This is a genomic window from Parageobacillus caldoxylosilyticus (genome assembly GCF_019272935.1).
GTDB lineage: Bacteria > Bacillota > Bacilli > Bacillales > Anoxybacillaceae > Saccharococcus > Saccharococcus caldoxylosilyticus.
Window position 1 is genome coordinate 3,549,685 of sequence record NZ_CP040553.1, and the last position, 24,393, is coordinate 3,574,077.

Genomic DNA, 24,393 nt, shown 5'->3' on the forward strand with positions numbered 1-24,393 from the left:
TGAAAAAAGGGGGATCATTTTGATGAAAATTACCGATTTACTCACAAAGGAAACGATTATTCTCCATCTTAAAGCGAAAACAAAAGAAGAAGTGATTGACGAACTTGTCGCAAAATTAAAGGATGCAGAAGTATTAGCGGATGCCCAAGCATTCAAAGAGGCGATTTGGGCGCGCGAAGCGCAAAGCACGACAGGCGTCGGCGATGGCATTGCCATTCCGCACGCCAAGACGGCGGCAGTAAAACGCCCGGCTGTAGCGTTCGGCCGCTCGAAAGCCGGCATTGATTATGATGCATTAGACGGAAAACCGAGCTGCTTGTTTTTTATGATCGCGGCGCCGGAAGGAGCGAACAATACCCATTTAGAGGCGCTTGCCCGCTTATCGTCGATGCTGATGGATGCGTCGTTCCGTGCACAGCTTGAAAGCGCTTCAGACGAAGAAGAAGTGCTTCGCTTGATTGCCGAAAAAGAAGGAGAAGGAGAGACGAAAGCGGAAAAGACCGCTGCTTCGGCAGCAAAGCGCCCGAAAGTCGTTGCGGTTACTGCGTGTCCAACGGGTATTGCCCACACGTATATGGCAGCCGATGCGTTAAAAGCGCAAGCGGCCGAAATGAACGTAGACATCAAAGTGGAAACGAACGGCTCTAGCGGAGTGAAAAACGAATTGACCAAACGGGATATTGAAGAAGCGGTGGCGGTCATCGTGGCGGCGGACAAGCAGGTCGAAATGGAGCGGTTTAACGGAAAACATGTTATCCAAGTGCCTGTGGCACGGGCGATTCGCAAGCCGAAAGAACTAATTGAACAAGCTCTCCGCCAGGATGCGCCGATTTACCTAGGAAGCGGCGCCAAAGAAACGGCGGGGCAAGGAAAGCCGCGCACCGGGTTTTATAAACATTTAATGAATGGCGTTTCCAATATGCTTCCGTTTGTCGTCGGCGGCGGGATTTTAATTGCAATTTCGTTTATTTTTGGCATTAAGGCGTTCGATCCGAAAGATCCGTCGTACCACCCAATCGCCAAGGCGCTGATGGATATCGGCGGCGGCAATGCTTTCGCCTTAATGATTCCGGTGCTTGCGGGATTTATTGCGATGAGCATTGCCGATCGTCCGGGGTTCGCGCCGGGAATGGTCGGCGGCTTTATGGCGGCTAACGGCGGAGCAGGATTTTTAGGCGGATTAATTGCCGGATTTCTTGCGGGCTATTTAGTCGTTGGCTTGAAAAAGCTGTTCAGCCGTCTGCCGCAGCCGCTTGAAGGAATCAAACCAGTCTTGCTTTATCCGCTGTTTGGCATTTTTATTACGGGAATGATTATGATGTATGTCGTTATTGATCCGGTTAAGGCGATTAATGAAGGATTAAAACATTGGCTCGAACATATGGGAACGGCGAATTTAGTATTGCTCGGTGCGATTCTTGGCGGCATGATGGCGGTCGATATGGGCGGTCCGATTAATAAGGCAGCGTTTACGTTTGGCATCGCGATGATCGATGCCGGCAACTATGCGCCGCATGCGGCGATTATGGCGGGCGGAATGGTGCCGCCGCTAGGGCTCGCGCTGGCGACGACATTCTTTAAAAAGAAATTTACAAAAGCGGAGCGGGAAGCGGGAAAAACGTGCTACATCATGGGAGCGACCTTTATTACCGAAGGCGCGATTCCATTTGCGGCCGCTGACCCGGTGCGGGTGATTCCGTCTATTATTGTCGGTTCCGCGGTAGCCGGAGCGTTGACGATGTTGTTTCATATTGGTCTTCCGGCGCCGCATGGCGGAATTTTCGTCATTCCGATCGTAAAAGGCAGCGCTTGGCTATATGTATTGGCGATTTTGATCGGCTCGTTTGTCACAGCGCTGATGGTTGGATTGTGGAAGAAAGAAGTGGAAGAATAACGAAAGGGAAGTCGGAGCGGTTAGTTGCCGCTCCATTTTTTTATACAAAAACAATATTTTTATCAAACTTTCATGAAAGAAGGAATGTTTCATGGTACAATAAACGATTGTAATATGAAAAAGGAGAGCTTACAAAACTATGAAGACATTTCTCCAGCTGAATACGATATTTATTAGTATATTAATAGAATCTTTGCCATTTGTTGTGCTTGGCGTGTTCATTTCCGGCATCATTCAAATGTTTGTGACGGAAGAAATGATAGAGAAATGGGTGCCGAAAAATAAGGTGCTGGCTATCATCTATTCGACGCTGATCGGTGCGTTGTTTCCTGCCTGCGAATGCGGGATTGTGCCGATTACGCGCCGGCTTGTCGCCAAAGGCGTGCCACTGTATGCCGCGATTCCGTTCATGTTAACTGGTCCGGTCATTAATCCGGTTGTCTTGTTTTCGACCTATATTGCGTTTGGAAGCAACTGGACGATGGTATTATATCGCTCTATTTTTGCCTGTATCGTGGCCATTGTCGTCGGTTTCGTTATCGCTGTCCAATATAAAGAGACTCAATTGCGCCATTTGACGCCGGCTCCGAGCATCGCGGCAAAATCATGGAAAGAAAAGATTATCGGGACGCTAGAGCATACGATCGAAGAGTTTTTCACGACCGGAAAATATTTAATCATTGGCGCATTTTTCGCTTCAGCGATGCAAACGTATGTAAAAACGTCGGCGCTGCTGGCGATTGGTCATGGCAAAGCGTCTTCCGTGCTGGTGATGATGGCGCTGGCCTTTGTCTTGTCATTGTGCTCGGAAGCGGATGCGTTTATCGCTTCCTCGTTTCAAAATACGTTTCCGTTTAGCGCGCTTGCCGCGTTTCTCGTATACGGACCAATGTTGGATATAAAAAACACGCTGATGTTGTTGCAGTCGTTTAAAACGCGTTTTGTATTGATGCTCATTTTGTATATTACGATATTAGTATTTATCGGTTCGTTATTGATATAAGGGGGTGAAATGGCATGTTGCGCATGTATATTTTGCTCGGATTTACGTTTTTATTCTTTCATTTATATATTACAGGGGAAATAAGCAAATATATTAATATGCGCTATTCGTATCTATCTTTTAGCGCCATCTTTGTTTTTGCCTTGTTGACGATCGTTCAGTTTATTTTCGCAAGCCGGAAAGAAGAACACGTTCACTGCGATGATGACGAGTGCTGTCACCATCACCATGAAGAACAAGCGCGTTGGAAACGGGTGCTTAACTATATGGTATTTATATTTCCAATTGTATCGGCACTGCTGTTTCCTGTTGCCACGCTTGATTCAGAGATGGTGAAAGCGAAAGGATTTCATATTCCCAAATTGGCGGCCGACAGCGGTGACCCGTTTGTCCAGCGGCAATTTTTGCGTCCTGACACCAGCATTTATTACGGAAAAGATGATTATGATGATTTAATGCAAAAGGAATTGAAAAAATACGGAAAAGCATCGCATTTAACACTAGACGACCAAAATTATTTAAATGTGATGGAGACGATTTATCAATTTCCGGGCCAGTTTGACGATCGGGACATCGAGTTTGATGGATTTGTGTACCATGATGAAACGACGAAAGACAATCAAGTTTTTGTGCTTCGCTTTGGCATTATTCACTGTGTGGCCGATTCGGGGGTATATGGGCTGTTGACCGAGTTTCCACAGCAGGCGCGGCTGAAAAATGATGAATGGATTCATGTCAAAGGAACGCTTTCCACCGTTTATTATCAGCCGTTTCATACGAACATCCCTTATGTGAAAGTGACATCATGGCAACGGATCAGCGAGCCGAAGGAGCCGTACGTATTTCGCCAATATAATCAGTGAAAGGGAGCCGATGGCTAGGCTCCTTTTTTACATTGCCCGGAAAGGTTGCCAACTTGAAATTGGCTCTAACAGGAAGCGTTTCTTATGTATCACAGTTGAGCACTTCCCCAAGCTTCAGAAATTTTAAGCGCCGATCATCCAATCCGCGCTGCTTCCATTCGGCGAATAAGCGGTCGAGCGCTTCTTTCGGCGTATCATCCGCCAAGCGAAAAGCGCCGTAATGCATGGGAATAAAGAAGCCGGCTTGACAATCAAGGAAAGCTTGCACGGCTTCTTCGGGAGTAACGTGCTGCGGCCCCATAAACCATTCTGGTTCATACGCGCCGATTGGCAGAAGCGCATAATCAATCGAGAAGCGCTCGCCGATCTCGCGGAATCCGCGGAAGTAGCCGCTATCGCCGGCAAAATAGATGGTCGGCTTCCCATTTGCCTCGATCACCCATCCGCCCCAGTGTGATGTATTCATATCCCACAGCGTCCGTCTCGTCCAGTGCTGCGCCGGAACAAACGTAAACGTAACGCCATGAAGTTGTTGCGTTTCCCACCACGCCAATTCCGTTACCTGTTTGTATCCTCTTCTGCGGAACAGGCGGCCGAGTCCGACCGGCACGAATAGATGAGAATTTCCTTTTAGCTTGCGAATGCTTGGAAAATGCAAATGATCATAATGGCCGTGGGAGATGAGGACAACATCGACCGGCGGCATTTCACTTAACGGAATGCCTGGTTCGGAAAGCCGCTTTGCCGTTCCCATCCGTTTGGCCCATACCGGGTCGGTGACAATCGTGATACCGTTCATCTGAATGACAAAGGTCGAATGGCCGACCCAAGATAGCAGCGTGCGGCTGCGGTTCGTATGAAGCTGTTCGTACTGCGGCACAGCGACACGTGGAACTTGGTAAGATAAATCTTTCTTTTTGCTTTTTCGTTCCTTTTGCCAGCGGCGAAAATCGGCAAATGATTTTTTCATCGAAACCCCATCTAGATTCTCGTATCTTTTCATTTTATTCCTCACCTTTTTTGTGCGCTATAACGCTATAATATAAAAGTAGCAAAAATCTTTTTTCGAAACAAAATATGTTGTTTGGTGGTGAGTATTATGCTTCGCTCTTTTACCATTCGCACGACGAAACGGGATGAGATGATCGAAATTACTTCGTTTGTCGCGGAAACAGTTCGTGAGTCAGGCGTAACGGAAGGGGTGGCCATCGTGTATTGCCCGCATACGACAGCGGGAATCACGATTAACGAAAACGCCGATCCTGACGTGAAGCGGGATATGATGCGCCGCTTTGACGAAACGTATCCATGGGAGCACCCGCTTGACCGCCATCTGGAAGGAAATACGGCTGCGCATATGAAAGCGAGTACAGTCGGTGCGTCGCAGCATGTCATTATTACGGATGGCCGGCTTCTTTTAGGAACGTGGCAGGGAGTTTATTTTTGCGAGTACGACGGTCCGCGCCAACGCACATTTTATGTGAAAGTTGTGCAAGGGTAAAAAAGACCAGCCAATGGTGCAAGCGGACACATAAGTTATTTATATAACCGTAATATTATTATGTAAACTTTAAAAGGGCAAAGAACTAGCCAAAAGCGGCTAGTTTTTTGCTTTACCTTCCAACGTTTCTTTCCTAAAATGGCAGAGTGCAGGGGGCTGTTTAGTTAAGAAAGAGTCGTTAAAATGAGCGGACCGTTTTTGGTGATCGCGATCGTATGTTCATATTGTGCGGAATAGGAGCCATCGATTGTCCGCGCGGTCCAGCCGTTTTGGTCCATTTTGCTTTGCCACGCGCCGATGTTGACCATCGGCTCAATGGTGATCACCATTCCTTCTTTTAAGCGCATGCCCTTTCCCTTTTCCCCAAAGTGCGGAATATATGGTTCTTCGTGAATCGTCGGCCCGATTCCATGTCCGGTGAAATCGCGGACGACGGAGAAACCGTTTGCTTCCACATAGGTTTGAATGGCATGGCCGATGTCACCGATCCGGTTGCCGATGACCGCCTGCTCAATCCCTTTGTAGAGCGATTGCTCTGTCACATGAAGCAATTTTTGCACCTCTTCGCTCACTTTGCCGACGGCATAGGTCCATGCCGAATCGGCAAGGGCGCCATGCAGGTTGACGACAAAATCGATCGTGACAATGTCGCCTTCTTTTAACGGCTCGTTGCGCGGAAAGCCGTGGCAAATTTCGTCGTTAATCGAGGCGCATGTCGCATAGGGATATCCACGATATCCTTTTTGTTCCGGCGTTGCACCGTGCTTTGCCAAAAATATTTCCACAAAATGGTCGATTTCCATGGTGGTGATCCCAGGCTCAATGAGCTTGGCGATTTCTTGATGACAAGCCGCTAATAATTTTCCTGCTTCGTGCATTAGTTTTATTTCTCTTTCCGTTTTCACATGAATCATGCCAAATCCCCTTTTCATTCATATTTGCTGACTGTGATGTCGCAAGTCTATTGTGTATTGTAGCAGAAAAACGACATGGAAATAAATAAAAGGAATTGTCAATACGCAATTATTGACGGCATAGAGATCGACACCAAATCGTTATATGAAGCGGCAAGCCCAGCGCAGGAAAAAATGTTTGCCGCAGCTCGGCAAATGGTTCAACTGCTGAAAACGCTAATTGCCGAGAAGGATGAACAATTGAATGCTGTAAAATAGGGAACGATCGTTGTGATGATTATGGCATCGCTGGCGGTGCTATATTTGTTTGCGGCGTTTTATCGTTCCGTCCATCAACATATTACGCTGATTGAAGAAAGAACGTTATAAGCAGCAAAAGGCGACTTAACGGTGCAGTTACACATTCATACGAAAGATGAGTTTGCCAGCATCGCCATTTGCTCATTCATTCGTTTCGGACGATCATTCGGCCGGTTGAACAGTTTCAATGGTCATGAAAACGGCTATCCATTTTGCGATGGATAGCCGTATTTTTGTTGCTATGCATTTCAGCCGCTGTTCCATTCGCACGCTTCTTTTCTGGTAGACATATGTGCGACTTCCAAGTTTATAAAACGGCAAAAATCTTTTTTGCTTTCCGAACCTCTTGTGGCAAGTGAGAGGAAGAAAGCGGAAGATAGATGGATACTTCGGTTCCTTTATGTATCTCACTTTGAATATGAATTGTTCCATTCATTGATTCAATAATGCGGTATACGACCATCATTCCTAACCCGGTGCCTTTAATCTCTTTCGTCGTAAAATACGGTTCCCCGAGCCGCTCCATTTGTTCTTTTGTCATGCCGACGCCGGTATCGGAAATGCGGATTAGCACGCGCCGCTTTTCAATCGAAACGTAAATTTGCAGCACACCGCCGTTCGGCATCGCCTCAATTGCGTTTTTCATAATGTTGAGCAAACATTGACGGAATTTCTCGCGCTCTCCTATGATCGAAAACGGCGCTAATGTCGCTCGCACTTCCACGCTGTTCATATTGGCGAGCGGGCGTATAAAATCAATCACGCGTTCGATTTCCGTTTTGACATTCAACTTTTCCACTGTTTCAGGAGCCGGTTTGGCGAATGTCAAGTAATCGGTAATAATCGCTTCGGCGCGATCTAACTCTTCGATCGCGATTCGCGCATATTGCCTCCGTTTTTCCGGCGAAAGATGGTGTTGCTCCAGCAATTGCATAAACCCGCGCGCGGCTGTGAGCGGATTCCGGATTTCGTGGGAAATGGAGGCCGCCAGATGGCTTACCGCTTCCATTTTTTCCGCGCGGATCATCCGTTTTCGCAAGGCGATATTGTGGTAAACCATCTCTTTTAAAGAACAGGCGATGAACATACATATTGGCTGAACGAGCAAATAGGTCAAGGAAAGGAGAACAGACGGTGACGGAATGCCATGAAATAATTCGGCCAGTCCGATCGTTATAATCCCGGAAAATGCAGATAGCGCAGTTGCCAGCGATATACGGTGTTTGGACGGAAGCTGCAAAAACTTTTTTGACAATACGATACTGGTTCCCATAACGAGGACGGAAGTAACAGCGGTGACAAAAAATCCCGCCCCCTCAAATAAAGAACGATAACCAACCGTTACTAGACAGAGAAAGGCGCTTGTTGCTATTCCTCTATATAAACTTCCTAGCCAAAGCGGGATTTGACGCAAGTCGAAGATAGACACTTTATCAGCGCCGACAGGAATAGTAATACATAGGATAATGACAAAGGCATAAAAGATGGTAAGCAAATGTTGTTTAATATGTTTTGGCACTTTTCGTTGTTCGATCCAAATTGGAATAGTAAAAATAGGAAGAAGGATAAAAAACAAATTTAACAAAAAATCTTTTACAATATTAAGCATTACTTGCACCTTCTTTCGCGTAAATACGGTACTTTCAGGGCAAATTCAACAATTACTGCTAATATACAACATTGTAAACAGAAAAAGTGTCGGATGTTAAGGGCGAATTCATAGTGTTTTTTTGACATAAATCTTCGTTTTTCAACAAAAAATGGATAGGCCTTCCATACCGATTTTCATAGTATGAAAGACTCTGTTTATTTTTTAGACTATTATATATTATTTTAATAATATAAATTATCTTAAAATATGACTTTAGGAGGGATCATTCTGAAAAAGAAGTCTATTTTTTCAGCTGCACTGGCGTTGTCGCTGGGGATAGGGTTATGGAATGTGCCGAATGTGACGGCGCCGAACGTGCAGGCAAAAGAGCCAGCTGCACATACATTAAAGCAAGGTGGACCTGTTGATTTAGCGATTGCCAATGAAGAAAAGTTAATAGAAATGCTTAAAAAAGACGGAAAAATTTCCGCCAATGCGACACCGGCTGAAGCGGAAGAAGCGGTTCGAACTTATTTGAAAGAAAAAGCGTCAGACACTGTAAAAGAAAAGGGAGAATTGTATAAACAAGAAGCAAAACGTGAAAAAATGCTGCAAGAAAACTATCAGAAAAATAGAGTTTTAAATGGAAAAGGAAAAAAACTGGGACAATCAAAAAATACAACCGTTCCTTCTGTGCAAGAGGAAGCGTGGAACGGAGGAAAACGGGTCGACCGGGTACTGGTGCTGTTAATCGAATACCCAGATTTTCCACATAATTCGATTCGGCCGGGCGAAACGGACATGTATTACAAAGATTATTCGAAAGAACATTATTACGATATGATTTTTGGCGATAAAGACGGCTATTATGAAGGACCGAACGGCGAAAAATTCATTTCAGTGAAAAAATATTACGAACAGCAGTCTGGAGGAAGCTATGCGATTGAAGGCGCAGTGGCTGGCTGGTATAAGGCAAAATACCCGGCCAAATATTACGGGGGCAACGTGCCAGATCCGGACGGAAGCGATGCCAATGCCCGCGCGCTCGTAAAAGAGGCGCTTGCGGCCGCTGCCAAAGATCCGAGCATCGATTTGCGGCAGTTTGACCAAGAAGATCGTTACGATTTAGATGGAGACGGCAATTACCGCGAGCCGGACGGGCTAATTGATCATTTAATGATCGTCCATTCCAGCGTCGGAGAAGAAGCGGGCGGCGGTCAACTTGGCGGCGATGCGATTTGGTCGCACCGCTGGAATTTAGGAGGAGTGTTCCGCATTCCGGATACATCGGCCGATGTCCCGTATTGGAGCGGACAGCTTGCTGCGTACGACTACACGATTGAACCGGCCGACGGCGCAGCAGGGGTGTTTGCCCATGAATACGGTCATGACCTAGGCTTGCCGGACGAGTACGACACACAATATTCAGGATTAGGAGAGCCGATTGCTTACTGGTCGATTATGTCAAGCGGCAGCTGGGCAGGAAAAATTCCTGGTACAGAACCGACCGGCTTCAGCGCATGGGCGAAGGAATTTTTGCAAGCCACGATGCCGGGAAGCAACTGGCTGACAGGAACGATGGTTGATTTCAACGAAATTACGAAAGACGGCGTCGAAGTCTTGTTGGATCAGGCGAGCACGAAAGGAACGAACAACGATGCTGTTCGCATCAACCTGCCGGATAAAGAAACAGTCGTCACGACTCCGGCGAGCGGAACGTACGCTTACTTCTCGGGAAGAGGAAATAATTTGGACCAATCGATGTCGGCAACGTTAGATTTAACGAAAGCAAAACAAGCCAAATTAACGTTTAAAACATGGTATCAAATTGAAAAAGATTGGGATTATGCATCTATCGAAGTGAAAGAAAACGGTTCTAACCAATGGGTAACCATTCCAGGCACCATTACAACTACGGACAATCCGAACGGACAAAATCCAGGAAACGGCATTACCGGTTCTTCCAACGGCTGGGTGGATGCGCAGTTTGATTTATCCGCTTATGCGGGGAAAACGATTGAGCTTCGGTTCCACTATGTGACCGATGTTTATGTTGCCGAAGCAGGCTGGTATGTCGACGATGTGCAAGTGATGGCGGACGATGTGGCAGTGTTGAAGGACGACGTCGAGACAGAGCCGCTCTTTACTTTAGATGGTTTTGCCAAAAGCAATGGAAAATGGTATTCGAAACATTATTATTTGCTGGAATGGCGCAACCATCAAGGGGTCGATGAAGGATTAGCGCATATTCTCCGCGGTGATCAATTGTTGTCGTACGATCCAGGGCTTGTTGTGTGGTATGTCGACGAATTGTACGACAACAACTGGACGGGCATTCATCCAGGCGACGGATTCCTCGGCGTTGTCGATGCGGATCAAAAAACGTTGAAATGGTCAGGCAACACGCCGGCTTCGACACGATACCAAGTCCATGATGCCGCGTTCAGTCTGCAAAAAGGGGAGAAATTCCGCCTCGAGCTTAGCGATTCGAAATTACTCGATAATCATACATCGCCATTGCCGCTATTCGATGACAGCAGCTCCTACGAAAATAAAGGGGCTGTTGATGCAGGGCGAAACGTTCCAAATTATGGGTTGAAAATCCGTGTCATTGGCGAAAGCGACGATCGTTCGGCAGCGCGTATCTTGTTGTATCGTTAAGTTAGAAAAATATGGACGCAGGACAGTCTCCTGCGTCTCTTTTTATCGACAATATTTTCGAAAACGAGAATAATAATTTGTTGATTTTTCTTCATTCCTTCTTCCGCCATTTGTTTTTATAATTGTAAGCAAATGATATATCAAGGGGGATTTTTTGATCATGCGGGAGTTGTATAAGCAATTAATAGTGTGGATTGAAGAAAAGCAGCCGGTCAAAATTAAAACAAGGCAAGGAGAGGCAACGTTTTTACCTGTCAAACTTTACAAAGATGCTCGGAAATTATTTGCCTATAACCGCAACATGAACTTGATCAACATCTCGTTAGATCATGTGGTTTCCATTGAGCCGACGCGCATTTACGGGTCGTTTGATCGAAGAGAAAAATATATGGTACATACCCGCTAGACAAGAAGGGAAAAGAGCGTGCTCCTAAAGGACCGCTTTTTTTTGTATTGCGTGGCAGAAAAGCAGTATTTTACAATAGAAGTATTCGTATCTAGGGAAGGAGAGGGGAAAGATGCGTGGAAAACGCATTGCGTTATGTGCGTCACGAAAGCTGGAAGAGATGTCGACGCTGATTGAAAAACAAGGCGGAATTGCGGTTGTGCGGCCGGCGCAAGGAACGGTATTTTTGAAAGAGAAAGAGCTAGAAGAGGAAATGCGCGCGGTAATGGCCGTGTGTCCAGACTGGTTTATTTTTACAACTGGTATCGGAGTAGAAAAGTTGCTGGAGACGGCAGAGAGAGGAAACATAGAAGAAGAATGGATGACCACCATACAAAAGGCGCACGTAGCGGCGCGCGGCTATAAAACGGTCGCGGCGCTGAAAAAAATCGGCATTTCTCCTATTGCTGTCAGCGATGATGGTACGACGAAAGGGCTGATCCGCTCATTGGCAGAATATACATTGGCGGGGAAACAGGTCGTAGTGCAACTGCATGGTGATACCGCTCCGACGCTTAAGCAATATCTAACCGAAAACGGCGCATCCTACAGCGAATTGCTTCCATACCGCCATGTGGCGCCAGATTCGAAAACATTGGAAACGCTGTATGAGGAAATCGTGCGCCGCGAAGTCGATGCCGTTTGTTTTACAGCGGCGATGCAAGTCCGCTTTTTATTTTCTTTTGTAAAGGAGCAAAAAGATATCGAGCTGTTCCGCCGAACGCTGAATGAGCATGTCGTTGCCTGTGCAGTCGGAAAAGTCACGCAAGAAGCGCTTCAAGAAGAAGGAATTACTAGAGTGATCGCTCCTGAACTAGAGCGGATGGGGGCAATGATTGTCACGTTATCGCAATATTTTGAACGACAGCTGCAGAGATAAAACATTTTACTTCCGGTCTATGTATAAGATAACTGCTTTTATATAAACAACGCTTAAGGACACGGTTCCTTAAGCGTTTTTCTGTTTATTCTGTTATATTGCAAATAAATATCTGTTATATAATTGGTATGTTTGCTTAAACCGTGATAAATAAAAGTTTTTTAACAGATATTTTATATGTGTATCATTAATAAAAACTGAAATATTTGATTTTTGTCACACTTTTTTTATGATTTTTTAAGTAAAATGAAATTGGGGATGTAAGTTGCTTTTTATTCATATTGGGAGGGATTGTATGACTATTTTGCCAAAAACAAATGACTTAGGTTTTTTTGAAATACGCCTCGAGTCGATTGGGGGACTCGGCGCTAATCTGGCAGGGAAAATGCTTGCCGAGGCGGGAGTGCTAGGGCTTGGTTTAAATGGCTCCAACTTTTCCACATATGGTTCCGAAAAAAAAGGAACTCCGGTAAAAAGCTTTATTCGCTTCTGTGAGCCGGATGTAGAAATTCGGGCGCATAGTCCGATTGAACAACCGCATGTTATCGGGGTATTTCATGAAGCGCTTTATAAGACGGTGGATGTTGTAAGCGGTTTAGTTCCTGATGGAATCGTTGTGGTGAACTCCACAAGGGATTTTGCCGATATTCGCCGTGATTTGCGTTTGAAATACGGAACGCTTGCTGTTGTAGATGCTCTTGGGATTGCTGTGGAAGAAAAAACAAAGGTAAATACTGCAATGCTCGGAGCGTTATTCCGGGTTTGCGATTTTCTTGATCCGGAGGCGATGAAAGAGGTTATCCGAAAAACGTTTTCCAAGAAATATCCGCATTTAGTAGAATCGAATATTCGTACGTTTGAACGCGGATACCGTGAAGTCCGTTTTCAAACCTATGTGGCGCCGGAAGATGCCCGCGGAAAAACGTTCACCCGCCCTGAACCGCTTTTAGGATATGAAACGCAAGAAATAGGCGGGGTTATTGTTGCCAATGGGAATAGTGTTTTCAAAAATTTAAGCGGATCACGCCAAGGATTTTTGCCGAGATGGGAAGCAGAAAAATGCATTCATTGCGTTGCCTGTGATAATGTTTGTCCAGATTTTTGCTTTGTCTGGGAGGAAGGTGTAGATAAAAAAGGAAGAAAACAGATGTTTTTAACAGGGATCGACTATCAATATTGCAAAGGCTGTTTAAAATGTGTGGAAGCATGTCCGACGGATGCGCTCATTGCGGAGCGGGAAGTGCTCGGCTTTGCCGAGCAAAACTCGGTAAAACATAAATTCCCGTTCACGGCAGGGGGGATGAACGAATGGCGATGTTAGAAGAAAAAACGGGAATGGCATCAAAGGCAGAACAAGAGACGGCATTTGCCTCAGGAAACGAAATGGCGGCGCTGGCAGCTGCGCAAATTAACTATCATATTATGGGCTATTTTCCCATTACTCCGTCGACGGAAATTGCCCAGTTGTTAGATCAAATGAAATTGCGGGGGGAACATAGCATTCAACTCATTCCAGCCGATGGAGAGCACGGTTCCGCCGGTATTTGCTACGGCGCGTCCATTATGGGGGCACGCGTGCTAAATGCTACAAGTGCAAATGGATTGATGTATATGCTCGAACAGCTGCCGGTACAGTCCGGAACGCGTTTTCCGATGGTGCTCAATTTAGTTACCCGCTCGATCAGCGGCCCACTGGACATTCATGGTGATCATTCTGATCTTTATTTTGCTTTAAATACCGGATGGGTGATTTTGCTCGCCCGTACTCCGCAAGCAGTGTACGATATGAATATTATGGCGCTGAAAATCGCCGAACATGCGGATGTGCGTTTGCCTGTCATTGTCGCGTATGATGGCTTCTTCACATCGCATCAAAAACGCAAAGTGCGCCATTTTAAAGATCGAAGCGTTGTACAATCCTTTATTGGCGAGCGACCGACCAATTTTCCGAACGCTGCTGATCCGAAAAAGCCGATTACGATCGGCGCCCATATGAACGGAGACGATTTAATCAATAATAATTATCAGCAATCCGAAGCATTATACCGCGCCCAAGAGGTGTTTAAACAAGTAGCTCGTGAATACGCGGCGCTATCCGGCCGCGAATATCCGGTGCTCGATTTATATAGAATGGAAGATGCGGAAGTAGCATTATTTTTACTGAACTCAGCGGCGGAAACAGCAAAAGATGTGGTCGACAAACTGCGGGCAAAAGGAATTAAAGCCGGAGTGATCAGTCCAAATATGATTCGTCCATTCCCGGCGGAGGAAATCCGCAGCGCATTAAAACAAGTGAAAGCATTGCTGATTGGGGAACGGGCGGATTCATACGGAGCGCATGGGCCGAATATGACACATGAAGTGAAATCAGCGTTACAAGAGGATAAAGAGAATAAAACCATTGTATTAAGCCGCGTGTTTGGCGTCGGCGGCAAGGACTTTTATGCAGAGGACGCAGAAGCGTTTTTCCAAATGGCCATAGAGGCAATGGAAAAAGGATATGCAAAAAAACCGTTTGATTATTTTGGACATGTGCCGGGACGTCCGGAAAAGCGGCAGACTCCGGTAATGGAGCCAATGCATGGCGATGCGTTTAAAACGGGATTAATTCAAGTCACTCCAGATGGAAAGACGAAGCGGCTAAAAGTGAAAATTCCGCCGCTAAGGGCGCTCACTGCGAAGCCGAAGCGGCTTGCTCCAGGTCATGGAGCCTGCCCAGGGTGCGGAATTTTCCCGGGGTTAGAGCTGTTTTTTAAAGGAATTGAAGGCGATATTGCCGTCTTGTTCCAAACAGGATGCGCTTATGTTGTATCGGCTGCTTACCCGTATAGCTCGCATAAACAGACGATGGTCCATAATTTATTCCAAAATGGAGCAGCGACGTTGTCTGGAATGGTAGAAGCATTTTTCGAAATGAAACGCCGCGGGGAACTTCATGTTTCTGACGATGTGACATTTGTGATGGTTACAGGCGACGGCGGCATGGACATCGGAATGGGTTCCGCCATCGGAACCGCCCTGCGCAACCATAAATTAATTATTATCGAGTATGACAATGAAGGATATATGAACACCGGCTCGCAAATGTCCTATTCCACTCCGATGGGGCATATGACAAGCACGACGGGAGTCGGAAAAACGCAGCGCGGAAAGGCGTTCCATCATAAAGATACGCCGCAAATTATGGCGGCAACGAACATCCCTTACGTATTTACGGGAACAGAAGCGTTTCCGCAAGATTTAGTGAAAAAAGCGGCGAAAGCGCAATGGTATGCCCGGCATGAAGGAACGGTATACGGCAAGCTGCTGATTACATGTCCGCTGAACTGGAAATCAGAAGAACGATACGGCGAACAAATTTTGAAAGCAGCGGTAGAGTCTTGTTTCTTCCCGCTATATGAAGTAGAACGCGGAAAAACGACCATTACGTACGATCCGGAAGAGAAAAATCGCCGCATTCCGTTAAGCGAATGGTTGAAATACATGGGAAAAACGAAGCATTTACTAAAAGAAGAAAACCGCGATCTTTTACTAGAATTAGAGCAAGAGGTAGAGCGCAGATGGCGCATGCTGAAAGCAAAGCATGAACATCCTTATTTATAAAAATGCGGAACAATCACGCAGGAGGTTTTTCTTGCGTGATTGTTCTTTATCTTTGGGTGTGATATCGCTCACAACGTATTGTCGAAAAACAAGGTACAATCAGGACAAAGAAACAATAGGAGGGATGGATGATGCATTCATTTTGCCATATGAACGGACAAGGAGAAGTGAAGCTATGCGCAGGTCTAGAGCGTTTAAAAAAGGAACATGGGCCGTTGCGTGAACAAAAGCAGCGCCTGTTTGAACAGGCACAAGCAATCGTCGGTGACAAAGAAGGGCAAAACTGGAAGGAACGGTTGCTTGCGTTGCGGGAAAATGTACAGGCATTTGTGAATGAACTCGATCCGCACTCCCAGCGGGAAGAAGGCGTGCTGTTTCCGATGCTGGCGCAGTATATTGGAAGAACATCCGGCCCGATTGCCGTCATGGAGTATGAACATGATCAGGCGAATCAGCGGCTCGCTTCCTTTTTAACAAAAACCGCGGAGCTTCCGGAAACGGTCGATTGCGAAAGTGCGGTGGCGCTCGCCAATGAGGTGATCGACGCTTATCATATTTTAGCGGAACACTTTATGAAAGAAGAAAACGTGCTGTTTCCGATGGCCGAACGCCTGCTGTCCGACGAAGAAAAAGAAGAATTGTCGGAAAAAATAAGCCAAATATAAGAAAAAACGGGATGTCTCCTTCTCAACAGGTGCATCCCATTTTTTACATACGCACAAAGAAATCTCCCACCCCTGAAAGAAAGAGGTGGGAGAGATTATTATATGTGAAAGGGGGATTCGGATACGTTTCGATCAATGAATATTATATGGCTGTTCTGCCTGTTTTGGCATGCGTTTGCGGTAAACGACATAGCTTCGGCGTAAGTAGCGGAGCGGAAGGCTAAACACATGCACGAGCCGCGTAAATGGCCAGACAGCGAAAATGCTGAGAGCAGCCAAAATATGAATTTTAAACCAAACTGGCACGGTTTCCATGTAAGATGGATCGGGATGGAATAGAAGGACGCTCCGGAACCAAGGGCCGATCGTTGTTCGATAATCGAAACCACGCGAGTCGACGTTCAGCAGCGTCGACGACAGCCCCGATGCGATGACTATCGCCAGGAACAAGAGGGCGATCCAGTCACCGCGGCTGCTTGTAACCCGCACCCGTTTGACGGTCGCGCGCCGGCGGATCAGAATGAGAAGCCCAATAAGAGCGGCCAATCCTGCCGGAATACCGCCGGCAAGGGCGATGAGATGGTATGTTTCTTCTGTTATGCCGAGCGTTGCGTACACCGATTCCGGAATCAAAATGCCCATGACGTGGCCGACGAATACAAACAAAATTCCCCAATGGAACATCAGGCTGCCAAGCCGCAATTGCTTCTTTTCCAATACTTCGCTCGATTTCGATGTCCAGCCGAATTGGTCGTATTGATAACGCCAAATATGGCCGCCAATAAAAATCGTTAACACAATATAAGGGAAAATCACCCAAAGAAATTGCTCCAACACGGTTACACACTTCCTTTCGGAGTCGGCGTCACGCCGAGTTCTGCAAATGCGAGAAAAATTGCGTCAAACACAGCGGCATAAGGGCTGCCGCCCGCAGCAAGCTGTTTCCGTATTTCATCGATATTATCGGCGTATGCGGCAAAGAGCGGCACGATGTGCTCCTGTTCGGCGTAAGCGGCGAACTCAAGCATGAGCGGCAAATAATCCGGGAGTTCCTGCTCGGCCGTATCAAATCCAGCCGCTTTATAGCGCTGTTTCAACTGCAATAGCTCGAGTCCGCGTTCGCGCTGTTCGCCTGTATTCATGTAGGTCACATATAAATTTGTTTTTTTGCCGAAATCGAATGTTTCGACATATTGCTCCATCCGTTTGCGGGCAGGTATGGATTGGATGTCATGAATAAAAGCGCTCATTTTTTCGACGATGGCGTCGTTTGGGACGGCGCTGATTGCCTCGAGGCAATCAGCGAGAGAGTCCGCCCATTCTTCATCAGGATAGGACAATAAATGGGACGCGCATAAAAACACCGTTTGCATTTGTTCTTTATTCATGTTTCCTTACCTCCATTAAGAAAGCGTGCCGCAGGCGCCAGGACCGCCGGCAAACGCCAATCCGCAGCTTCCTTGTTCGGCGTATAGTTCCGCGACTTCTTCGCGGTGGGAGGCAGGAATGACAAAGCGGTCATTGTATTTTGCGATGGCGAGCAAACGATACATGTCTTCGATATCTTGCTCGCTTAGCCCAAGTTCTTCAATGATGCGGACATCCGGCTGTTTGTTCGTTTGTTTTGCGCGCATATAGGAGCGCATTGCCGCCATTTTTTTCAACGTAATACGGATGTGTGTTTCGTCGCCGGCTGTCAGTAAGTTCGCCAAATATTCGATCGGGATGCGCATTTCGTCAATCGCCGGGAAAATGTCTTCTGCATTCGCTTTGCTTCCTTTTCCTTCAAACATGTTCATAATCGGGCTTAATGGCGGAATGTACCATACCATTGGCAATGTCCGGTATTCCGGATGAAGCGGAAGCGCGATTTTCCAGTCGACAATCATTTTATAAATCGGCGAACGCTGCGCCGCTTCGATCCATTCATCCGGAATGCCTTCTTCTCTGGCTTTTGCGATTACTTCCGGATGGTGCGGGTCGAGGAAAATGCCAAGCTGGGCATGGTACAGCTCTTTTTCGTCTTCTACGCTCGCCGCTTCCTTCACTTTGTCGGCATCGTAAAGCATGACGCCGATGTAACGAATGCGGCCGACACACGTTTCCGCACAGATCGTCGGCATGCCTGCTTCAATGCGCGGGAAGCAGAGCGTGCATTTTTCCGCTTTATTTGTTTGCCAGTTGAAATATACTTTTTTATATGGACAGCTTGTTACGCAATAACGCCAGGCGCGGCAGGCGTTTTGGTCGACGAGGACGATGCCGTCCTCGTCGCGTTTATACATCGCTCCCGAAGGGCAGCTCGAGACGCACGATGGATTGATGCAATGCTCGCAAATGCGCGGCAAGTACATCATAAAGACGTTTTCGAACTCCGCTTGAATCGACTGCTCCATTTTGACAACGTTTGGATCTCTCAACCCGGTAATATGGGCGCCGGCAAGGTCGTCCTCCCAGTTTGGCCCCCATGACAGTTCCATGAATTCGCCGGTAATGGCCGATTTCGGGCGGGCGACCGGCTGATGGCGTTTTTCGGGGCTAGTGGTCAATGTTTCGTAATCGTAATTCCACGGTTCGTAATAATCATCAATCGTTGGCTGGTACGGGTTGTAAAACAAGTTAAGCAGACGGGTTGCTTTCGAGCCGGATTTGAGCTGGAGCTCGCCGTTTTTGAGCTCCCAGCCGCCTTTATATTTGTCTTGGTCTTCCCATTGTTTCGGATAACCGATTCCCGGTTTTGTCTCGACGTTATTGAAGTACATGTATTCCGCTCCGGGACGGTTTGTCCATGTGTTTTTACAAGTGACGCTGCACGTATGGCAGCCGATGCATTTATCCAAGTTCATCACCATGCCGACTTGCGCTTTAATCTTCAAGCCAATCGACCTCCTCTAATTTGCGGATAATGACGTACAAGTCGCGTTGATTTCCCGTTGGGCCGTAATAGTTAAAGCCGTAGCTTAACTGCGCATACCCGCCGATCATATGCGTCGGTTTCACATGAATGCGCGTCGGGCTGTTGTGTGTGCCGCCGCGGTTGTTCGTCAGCTTCGTGCCTGGCACGTTAATGTGGCGGTCTTGCGCGTGATGCATAAACGCCATTCCGCGCGGCAGACGGTAGGAAACAACGGCGCGGGCAACGACGACGCCGTTGCGGTTGAAGCATTCAATCCAATCGTTATCGCGAATGCCGGCTTCTTGGGCATCATCTTTGTTGATCCAGACGGTCGGGCCGCCGCGGAAAAGGGTGAGCATTGGCAACGAATCGAAATACATGCTGTGAATCGACCATTTGTTATGCGGCGTTAAATAATTCAAAATGATTTCTTTTCCTTTTGCTTCCGGACGCTTTTTCGAGAACGGGCGGTGCTGCAACATCGGCTTAAAGGTAGCCATCGTTTCGCCAAATTCGTGCATAAGCTCATGGTCGAGATAGAACGACTGCCGACCTGTCAAAGTGCGCCAAGGAATGAGCCGCTCGACGTTGGTTGTAAACGGCGAATAGCGACGGCCGCCTTTTTCCGAGCCGCTGAATGCCGGAGAGGTAATCACTGTTTTCGGCTGCGCCGTAATTTGTTCAAACGTAAAACATTCTTCCTCGCGTTCTTTCGCTAAATCGGCGAGCCGCAAATTCGTCTTTTTCTCGAGCGCTTCCCATGCTTTCACCGCCACTTTTCCGTTCGTTGTCGATGATAACGTGAGAATGGCTTCGGCCGCGTTTTTCGCACTGCTGATATCCGGGCAGCCGGCGGCGATCGACGCATGTTTGATCGTTCCTAGCGTCTTTTTCAATTTTTCGTATTCGTCTTTGGCTGACCAGGCGATGCCTTTTGTGCCCATTGGCTGCTTGGCCACGTTCGGTCCAAGGGAAATCATTTTGTCATAAATGAGCGTATAATCGCGCTCGACGACATGAATGTTCGGCATCGTTTTTCCTGGAATCGGTTCGCACTCGCCTTTGCTCCAGTCTTTCACTTTGCCAAACGGCTGCGTCAGTTCTTGTGCTGTATCGTGCAAGAGCGGGGTGGCGACGACTTCTTTGATCGGCTTCATGCCGATTTGTTTGGCGACATCGGAGACGGCTTTCGCTAACGATTTGAAAATATCCCAATCCGAGCGCGCTTCCCATGGCGCAGAAATCGCCGGATTGAACGGATGCACGAACGGATGCATATCCGTACTGCTTAAATCGTGTTTTTCGTACCATGTCGCCGCCGGAAGAACAACATCGGAGTAAAGCGCCGTTCCCGCCATGCGGAAATCAAGGTTCACTAACAAGTCGAGTTTGCCTTCCGGCGCCTCGTCGCGCCAAGTAATTTCTTGCGGCCGCAGGCTGTCCTCATCATCGTTTAACAAACCGTGCGTCGTACCGAGCAAGTGTTTTAAGAAATATTCATGGCCTTTACCGGAGCTTGAAATTAAGTTCGCGCGCCAGACGATTAAGTTTCGTGGAAAGTTTACTTCATTGTCCGGGTCTTCGATCGCAAATTGCAATTGCTTCGTTTTGAGCTGTTCGGCCACGTAATGTCCAATTTGTTCCGGAGTCGTTTTTCCATTGGCGATAGCTTCTTTGTAAAGGTCAATGCCGTTCTTGTTAAACGTCGGGTAAGACGGAAGCCAGCCAAGCCGGGCGGCGAGAACGTTATAATCCGCGTAATGGGAATAGCGCGCTTTTTTCACGAGCGGAGAAACAAGTTCATCGACTGGCATTTCTTCATATCGCCATTGATCGGTCGCAAAGTAGAAGAACGATGTGCCGTTTTGCAATTTCGGCGGCATCGTCCAATCGCGTGCCATCGCGATCGTTTGCCACCCTTCCACCGGCCGCAGTTTTTCTTGTCCGACGTAGTGCGCCCAGCCGCCACCGTTGACGCCTTGCGCGCCGACAAATAAGACGAGGTTTAATACGGCGCGGTAAATCGTATCAGAGTTAAACCAATGATTAATGCCAGCGCCGACAATAATCATCGAGCGTCCGTTTGTGTCGATCGCGTTTTGCGCAAACTCGCGCGCGATTTTAATGACAAGCTCCCGTTTCACACCCGTAATCGCTTCTTGCCATGCCGGCGTGAATGGAACGAGGTCGTCATATGTCCGGGCAACGTTTCCGCCAATGCCACGGTCAACACCGTAATTGGCAAGAACAAGGTCATAGACGGTTGTGACATATGTTTCGCCATCTTCGGTTTGCGCTTTTTTCGCTGGGACAACGCGTTCGATCGTTTTGCCCCCTTCATCAGAGAAGTAAGGAATATGAACCGTGACAAGCTCGTCTTCAATGCCTAAAAAAGATAGACGCGGTTCAATCGGCTGTTCTGTTTCCTCATCGACCATATGCAAATTCCATTTTCCTTGATCATCCCAGCGCGATCCGATCGTTCCATGCGGAATCGCAAATGTTTTTTTGTTTTCATCGTAAACGACCGGCTTCCATTCGGCGTTGATGACGTTGCGGCCGAGATCTTTTGCCTGCAAGAAGCGGCCGGCCACCCATTTGTCGCCATCTTTTTTCAAAGTGACGACGAACGGAAAATCGGTGTACATTTTCGCATATTGCTGGAAGTAAGGAACTTGCTGATCGACGTAATATTCTTTTAAAATGACATGTCCCATTGCCATCGCGAGTGCGCCGTCCGTTCCTTGTTTCACGCTGAGCCAGTCGTCGGCAAATTTCGTTGATTCGGCGTAATCCGGGCTGACGGAAACGACTTTTGTGCCGCGATAGCGGACTTCCGCTAAAAAGTGAGCGTCCGGCGTTCGGGTCAGCGGCACGTTCGAACCCCATGTAATGATGTAGCCGGAGTTATACCAATCGCTCGATTCGGGAACGTCGGTCTGGTCGCCCCAAATTTGCGGCGAGGCCGGCGGCAAATCAGCATACCAGTCGTAAAAGCTAAGCATCGGCCCGCCCATCAGCTGCATAAAGCGAGCCCCAGAGGCATAGCTGATCATCGACATCGCCGGAATCGGCGAAAAGCCGACATTGCGGTCCGGACCGTATTTGATGACGGTATATAATAAGGAAGCAGCGACAAGCGTTAATGCTTCATCCCAGCTGACGCGGACAAATCCGCCTTTTCCGCGCGCCTGTTTGTAGCGCTTTGCCTTTTCAGGATTTTCCACGATGCTTTTCCAAGCATCGAGCGGATTTTTGTGCGTTTGCAGCGCTTCTCTCCACATATCGATTAACACGCCGCGCACATATGGGTATTTAACACGCAGCGGGCTGTAAATGTACCAAGAGAAGCTCGCGCCGCGGGGACAGCCACGCGGTTCAAAATCCGGCATATCCGGCCCGGTCGATGGATAATCGAGCTGTTGTCCTTCCCAGGTAACGATGCCGTCTTTGACGTAGATGTTCCAGCTGCATGAACCTGTGCAGTTGACACCGTGGGTCGAACGAACGACTTTATCGTGCTGCCAGCGACGGCGGTACGCGTTTTCCCAAGCGCGGTCGCCGTAGGTTGCTTCACTATGCTCATTTGCATATCGCTCGATCGGTTTCATATATTTGAAACGGTTCCATAACGGTGATCGTTTTTGTTTCATTTTTTTCACTCCTTATCAATGTGTGTAATTTTACTATAGTCATAATGGAAATAAAGGGATGTTAACTTCGTCACAGTTGACGCGATTGTCACAAATTTGTCAAACGGTGGCGAAAAACGAACAAACATTCCTTTCTTGTGTTATAATATAGAGAAAAAAGTTTTACATAATGAGGAGGTTACATGCGATACCATAGCCATATTGTTACGTCATTATGCCTGGGGGCGGCGGCCGCCGCGCACACATCGCTTTCGTTTACAGCAAGCTATACGGCGGGAGTCGTCATCGGCAGCTTGCTTCCCGACATTGATGAACCGAAGTCATACGTCGGGCGCCGCTCAATGGGGATGTCCAATAAAGTAAAAGAAGCGTTTGGCCATCGCGGCATGACCCATTCGCTTGTTGTATGGGGGATTATTGCCCTCGTTATTTCTTGGGAGTCGTCTTCGTTATTTGCGTCTGGCTTTGTGCTCGGCTATTTGTTTCATATTCTCGAAGACTTTTTCTCTGTTCAAGGCGTGCCTCTCTTTTGGCCGTTCACCGCAAAGCGGTTTAAAATCCCCATCTATCGCACAGGCAATCTCGTCGAAAAATCGCTTTTTTACGCGGCGTTTGCCTTGCTTGTCTATATCGGCGCAAAAGAACAGCTGTTTTTTGAATGGTGGCGTTCGCTTGCTTTATTTCGATGAGAAAAAAGGAAAAAGTCTGCCCTGCAGCGAATTATAAATGATAAAAGGAAGTGCATTTTCTAAAGCGGGGGAGAGGCGATGAAAGAGAAGTATCCTGTACTGCCAGAGGCGGAGCCGTTTTATTTTGAAGGAAGCCGAGCGGGCATTTTGGTTTCTCACGGCTTCACTGGCACGACGCAAAGCATGCGTCCGCTAGGCGAAGCGTACGCCAAGGCGGGCTATACCGTCTGTGGCCCGCGCCTGAAAGGACATGGAACGCATTATGAAGATATGGAACAGACGACATACGAAGATTGGATTGATTCCGTTGAAGAGGGGTACCAATGGCTGAAAGAGCGGTGTGACATTATTTTTGTGACGGGATTATCGATGGGTGGGACGCTCACCTTGTATATGGCCGAGACCTATCCTGACATTCAAGGCATCGTTCCGATTAATGCCGCCATCGACATACCGGTTATGGCCGACGGCGCCGCTCGTCGTGCTGAGCTGCCGCGCTACTTGGATGCGATCGGCTCGGATATCAAAAACCCGGAAGTGAAAGAACTGGCGTATGAAAAAACACCGGTCGCTTCGCTTCTACAAATTGTTAAGTTGATGGAAAAGGTAAGAGCCGACCTTCATAAAATTACTTGTCCTGCATTAATTCTCGTTTCCGAAGAAGACCATGTTGTTCCGCCCGATAACTCACGGCTTATTTTGGAGAAAATCAGTTCGGCGGAAAAAGAGCTTGTATCCTTGAAAAACAGCTACCATGTCGCGACGCTGGACTATGACCAGCCAACGATTATCGATTTATCGCTGCGCTTTTTTGCCGCGCATGCGAACAAATAGT

21 protein-coding genes are annotated in these 24,393 nt (G+C 47.5%); 14 read left to right on the top strand and 7 right to left on the bottom strand.

Annotation, left to right across the window (positions count from 1 at the left end):
* Positions 1-22: 22 nt before the first annotated feature.
* The 3 genes from BV455_RS18080 to BV455_RS18090 all read left to right on the top strand — a co-directional run bounded on the left by BV455_RS18080 (position 23) and on the right by BV455_RS18090 (position 3,760).
* A complete protein-coding gene (locus BV455_RS18080; RefSeq protein WP_061579235.1) occupies positions 23-1,894 on the top strand; it encodes a PTS fructose transporter subunit IIABC in 1,872 nt (623 codons plus the stop codon).
* Between the two features lie 139 nt (positions 1,895-2,033).
* The gene (locus BV455_RS18085) at positions 2,034-2,897 is read left to right on the top strand and encodes a permease (RefSeq protein WP_061579234.1); all 864 of its coding nucleotides are present in this window, start codon (positions 2,034-2,036) and stop codon (positions 2,895-2,897) included.
* Positions 2,898-2,911: 14 nt separating this feature from the next.
* The gene (locus BV455_RS18090) at positions 2,912-3,760 is read left to right on the top strand and encodes a TIGR03943 family putative permease subunit (protein WP_061579233.1); all 849 of its coding nucleotides are present in this window, start codon (positions 2,912-2,914) and stop codon (positions 3,758-3,760) included.
* An 82-nt stretch (positions 3,761-3,842) separates the two neighbouring features.
* On the opposite strand, the gene BV455_RS18095 is transcribed toward BV455_RS18090, so the two are convergent.
* Entirely contained in the window at positions 3,843-4,763 is a 921-nt protein-coding gene (locus BV455_RS18095; protein WP_218687521.1) for an MBL fold metallo-hydrolase, read from the bottom strand.
* Between the two features lie 96 nt (positions 4,764-4,859).
* Between BV455_RS18095 and BV455_RS18100 the strand changes: the two genes are divergently transcribed.
* Entirely contained in the window at positions 4,860-5,261 is a 402-nt protein-coding gene (locus BV455_RS18100; protein ID WP_017434212.1) for a secondary thiamine-phosphate synthase enzyme YjbQ, read from the top strand.
* Positions 5,262-5,425: 164 nt separating this feature from the next.
* On the opposite strand, the gene map is transcribed toward BV455_RS18100, so the two are convergent.
* On the bottom strand, positions 5,426-6,175 hold the full coding sequence (map, locus tag BV455_RS18105) for a type I methionyl aminopeptidase (protein WP_218687522.1): 750 nt from the start codon (positions 6,173-6,175) through the stop codon (positions 5,426-5,428).
* A gap of 75 nt (positions 6,176-6,250) precedes the next feature.
* Between map and BV455_RS18110 the strand changes: the two genes are divergently transcribed.
* Both BV455_RS18110 and BV455_RS20715 read left to right on the top strand, forming a co-directional pair.
* Entirely contained in the window at positions 6,251-6,433 is a 183-nt protein-coding gene (locus BV455_RS18110) for a hypothetical protein (RefSeq protein ID WP_061579231.1), read from the top strand.
* Between the two features lie 132 nt (positions 6,434-6,565).
* A complete protein-coding gene (locus BV455_RS20715; protein WP_268801760.1) occupies positions 6,566-6,700 on the top strand; it encodes a hypothetical protein in 135 nt (44 codons plus the stop codon).
* An 82-nt stretch (positions 6,701-6,782) separates the two neighbouring features.
* Here the strand turns inward: BV455_RS20715 and BV455_RS18115 are convergent, their stop codons facing one another.
* Positions 6,783-8,084, bottom strand: a complete 1,302-nt coding sequence (locus tag BV455_RS18115; RefSeq protein ID WP_017434208.1) for an ATP-binding protein — start codon at positions 8,082-8,084, stop codon at positions 6,783-6,785.
* 270 nt (positions 8,085-8,354) lie between these two features.
* Between BV455_RS18115 and BV455_RS18120 the strand changes: the two genes are divergently transcribed.
* The 6 genes from BV455_RS18120 to BV455_RS18145 all read left to right on the top strand — a co-directional run bounded on the left by BV455_RS18120 (position 8,355) and on the right by BV455_RS18145 (position 16,320).
* The gene (locus BV455_RS18120; protein WP_218688070.1) at positions 8,355-10,727 is read left to right on the top strand and encodes an immune inhibitor A domain-containing protein; all 2,373 of its coding nucleotides are present in this window, start codon (positions 8,355-8,357) and stop codon (positions 10,725-10,727) included.
* A gap of 160 nt (positions 10,728-10,887) precedes the next feature.
* Entirely contained in the window at positions 10,888-11,133 is a 246-nt protein-coding gene (locus BV455_RS18125; RefSeq protein WP_017434207.1) for a hypothetical protein, read from the top strand.
* Positions 11,134-11,245: 112 nt separating this feature from the next.
* Complete coding sequence (locus tag BV455_RS18130; RefSeq protein ID WP_017434206.1) at positions 11,246-12,052, top strand: uroporphyrinogen-III synthase; 807 nt, start codon at positions 11,246-11,248, stop codon at positions 12,050-12,052.
* Positions 12,053-12,347: 295 nt separating this feature from the next.
* On the top strand, positions 12,348-13,373 hold the full coding sequence (locus BV455_RS18135) for a 2-oxoacid:acceptor oxidoreductase family protein (RefSeq protein ID WP_201028881.1): 1,026 nt from the start codon (positions 12,348-12,350) through the stop codon (positions 13,371-13,373).
* On the top strand, positions 13,361-15,655 hold the full coding sequence (locus tag BV455_RS18140; protein WP_017434204.1) for a thiamine pyrophosphate-dependent enzyme: 2,295 nt from the start codon (positions 13,361-13,363) through the stop codon (positions 15,653-15,655). The genes BV455_RS18135 and BV455_RS18140 overlap by 13 nt, the downstream gene beginning before the upstream one ends.
* A gap of 131 nt (positions 15,656-15,786) precedes the next feature.
* Positions 15,787-16,320: a hemerythrin domain-containing protein gene (locus tag BV455_RS18145; protein WP_042407851.1), complete on the top strand. Its 534-nt coding sequence runs from the start codon at positions 15,787-15,789 to the stop codon at positions 16,318-16,320.
* A gap of 132 nt (positions 16,321-16,452) precedes the next feature.
* On the opposite strand, the gene narI is transcribed toward BV455_RS18145, so the two are convergent.
* Genes narI through BV455_RS18165 form a run of 4 tightly spaced genes read right to left on the bottom strand, consistent with a single transcriptional unit; the run spans position 16,453 to position 22,869 of the window.
* The gene (gene narI, locus BV455_RS18150; protein WP_042407854.1) at positions 16,453-17,157 is read right to left on the bottom strand and encodes a respiratory nitrate reductase subunit gamma; all 705 of its coding nucleotides are present in this window, start codon (positions 17,155-17,157) and stop codon (positions 16,453-16,455) included.
* 2 nt (positions 17,158-17,159) lie between these two features.
* Positions 17,160-17,708: a nitrate reductase molybdenum cofactor assembly chaperone gene (gene narJ / locus BV455_RS18155; RefSeq protein ID WP_042407856.1), complete on the bottom strand. Its 549-nt coding sequence runs from the start codon at positions 17,706-17,708 to the stop codon at positions 17,160-17,162.
* A 15-nt stretch (positions 17,709-17,723) separates the two neighbouring features.
* Complete coding sequence (gene narH, locus BV455_RS18160; protein WP_042407858.1) at positions 17,724-19,196, bottom strand: nitrate reductase subunit beta; 1,473 nt, start codon at positions 19,194-19,196, stop codon at positions 17,724-17,726.
* Positions 19,186-22,869: a nitrate reductase subunit alpha gene (locus BV455_RS18165; RefSeq protein ID WP_042407861.1), complete on the bottom strand. Its 3,684-nt coding sequence runs from the start codon at positions 22,867-22,869 to the stop codon at positions 19,186-19,188. Before BV455_RS18165 ends, narH begins: the two co-directional genes overlap by 11 nt.
* 182 nt (positions 22,870-23,051) lie before the next feature.
* Here BV455_RS18165 and BV455_RS18170 point away from each other — a divergent pair, with 182 nt between their 5' ends.
* Both BV455_RS18170 and BV455_RS18175 read left to right on the top strand, forming a co-directional pair.
* Entirely contained in the window at positions 23,052-23,558 is a 507-nt protein-coding gene (locus tag BV455_RS18170) for a metal-dependent hydrolase (protein ID WP_017434198.1), read from the top strand.
* Between the two features lie 78 nt (positions 23,559-23,636).
* The gene (locus BV455_RS18175; RefSeq protein WP_042407865.1) at positions 23,637-24,392 is read left to right on the top strand and encodes an alpha/beta hydrolase; all 756 of its coding nucleotides are present in this window, start codon (positions 23,637-23,639) and stop codon (positions 24,390-24,392) included.
* The last annotated feature ends 1 nt before the right edge of the window (position 24,393 follow it).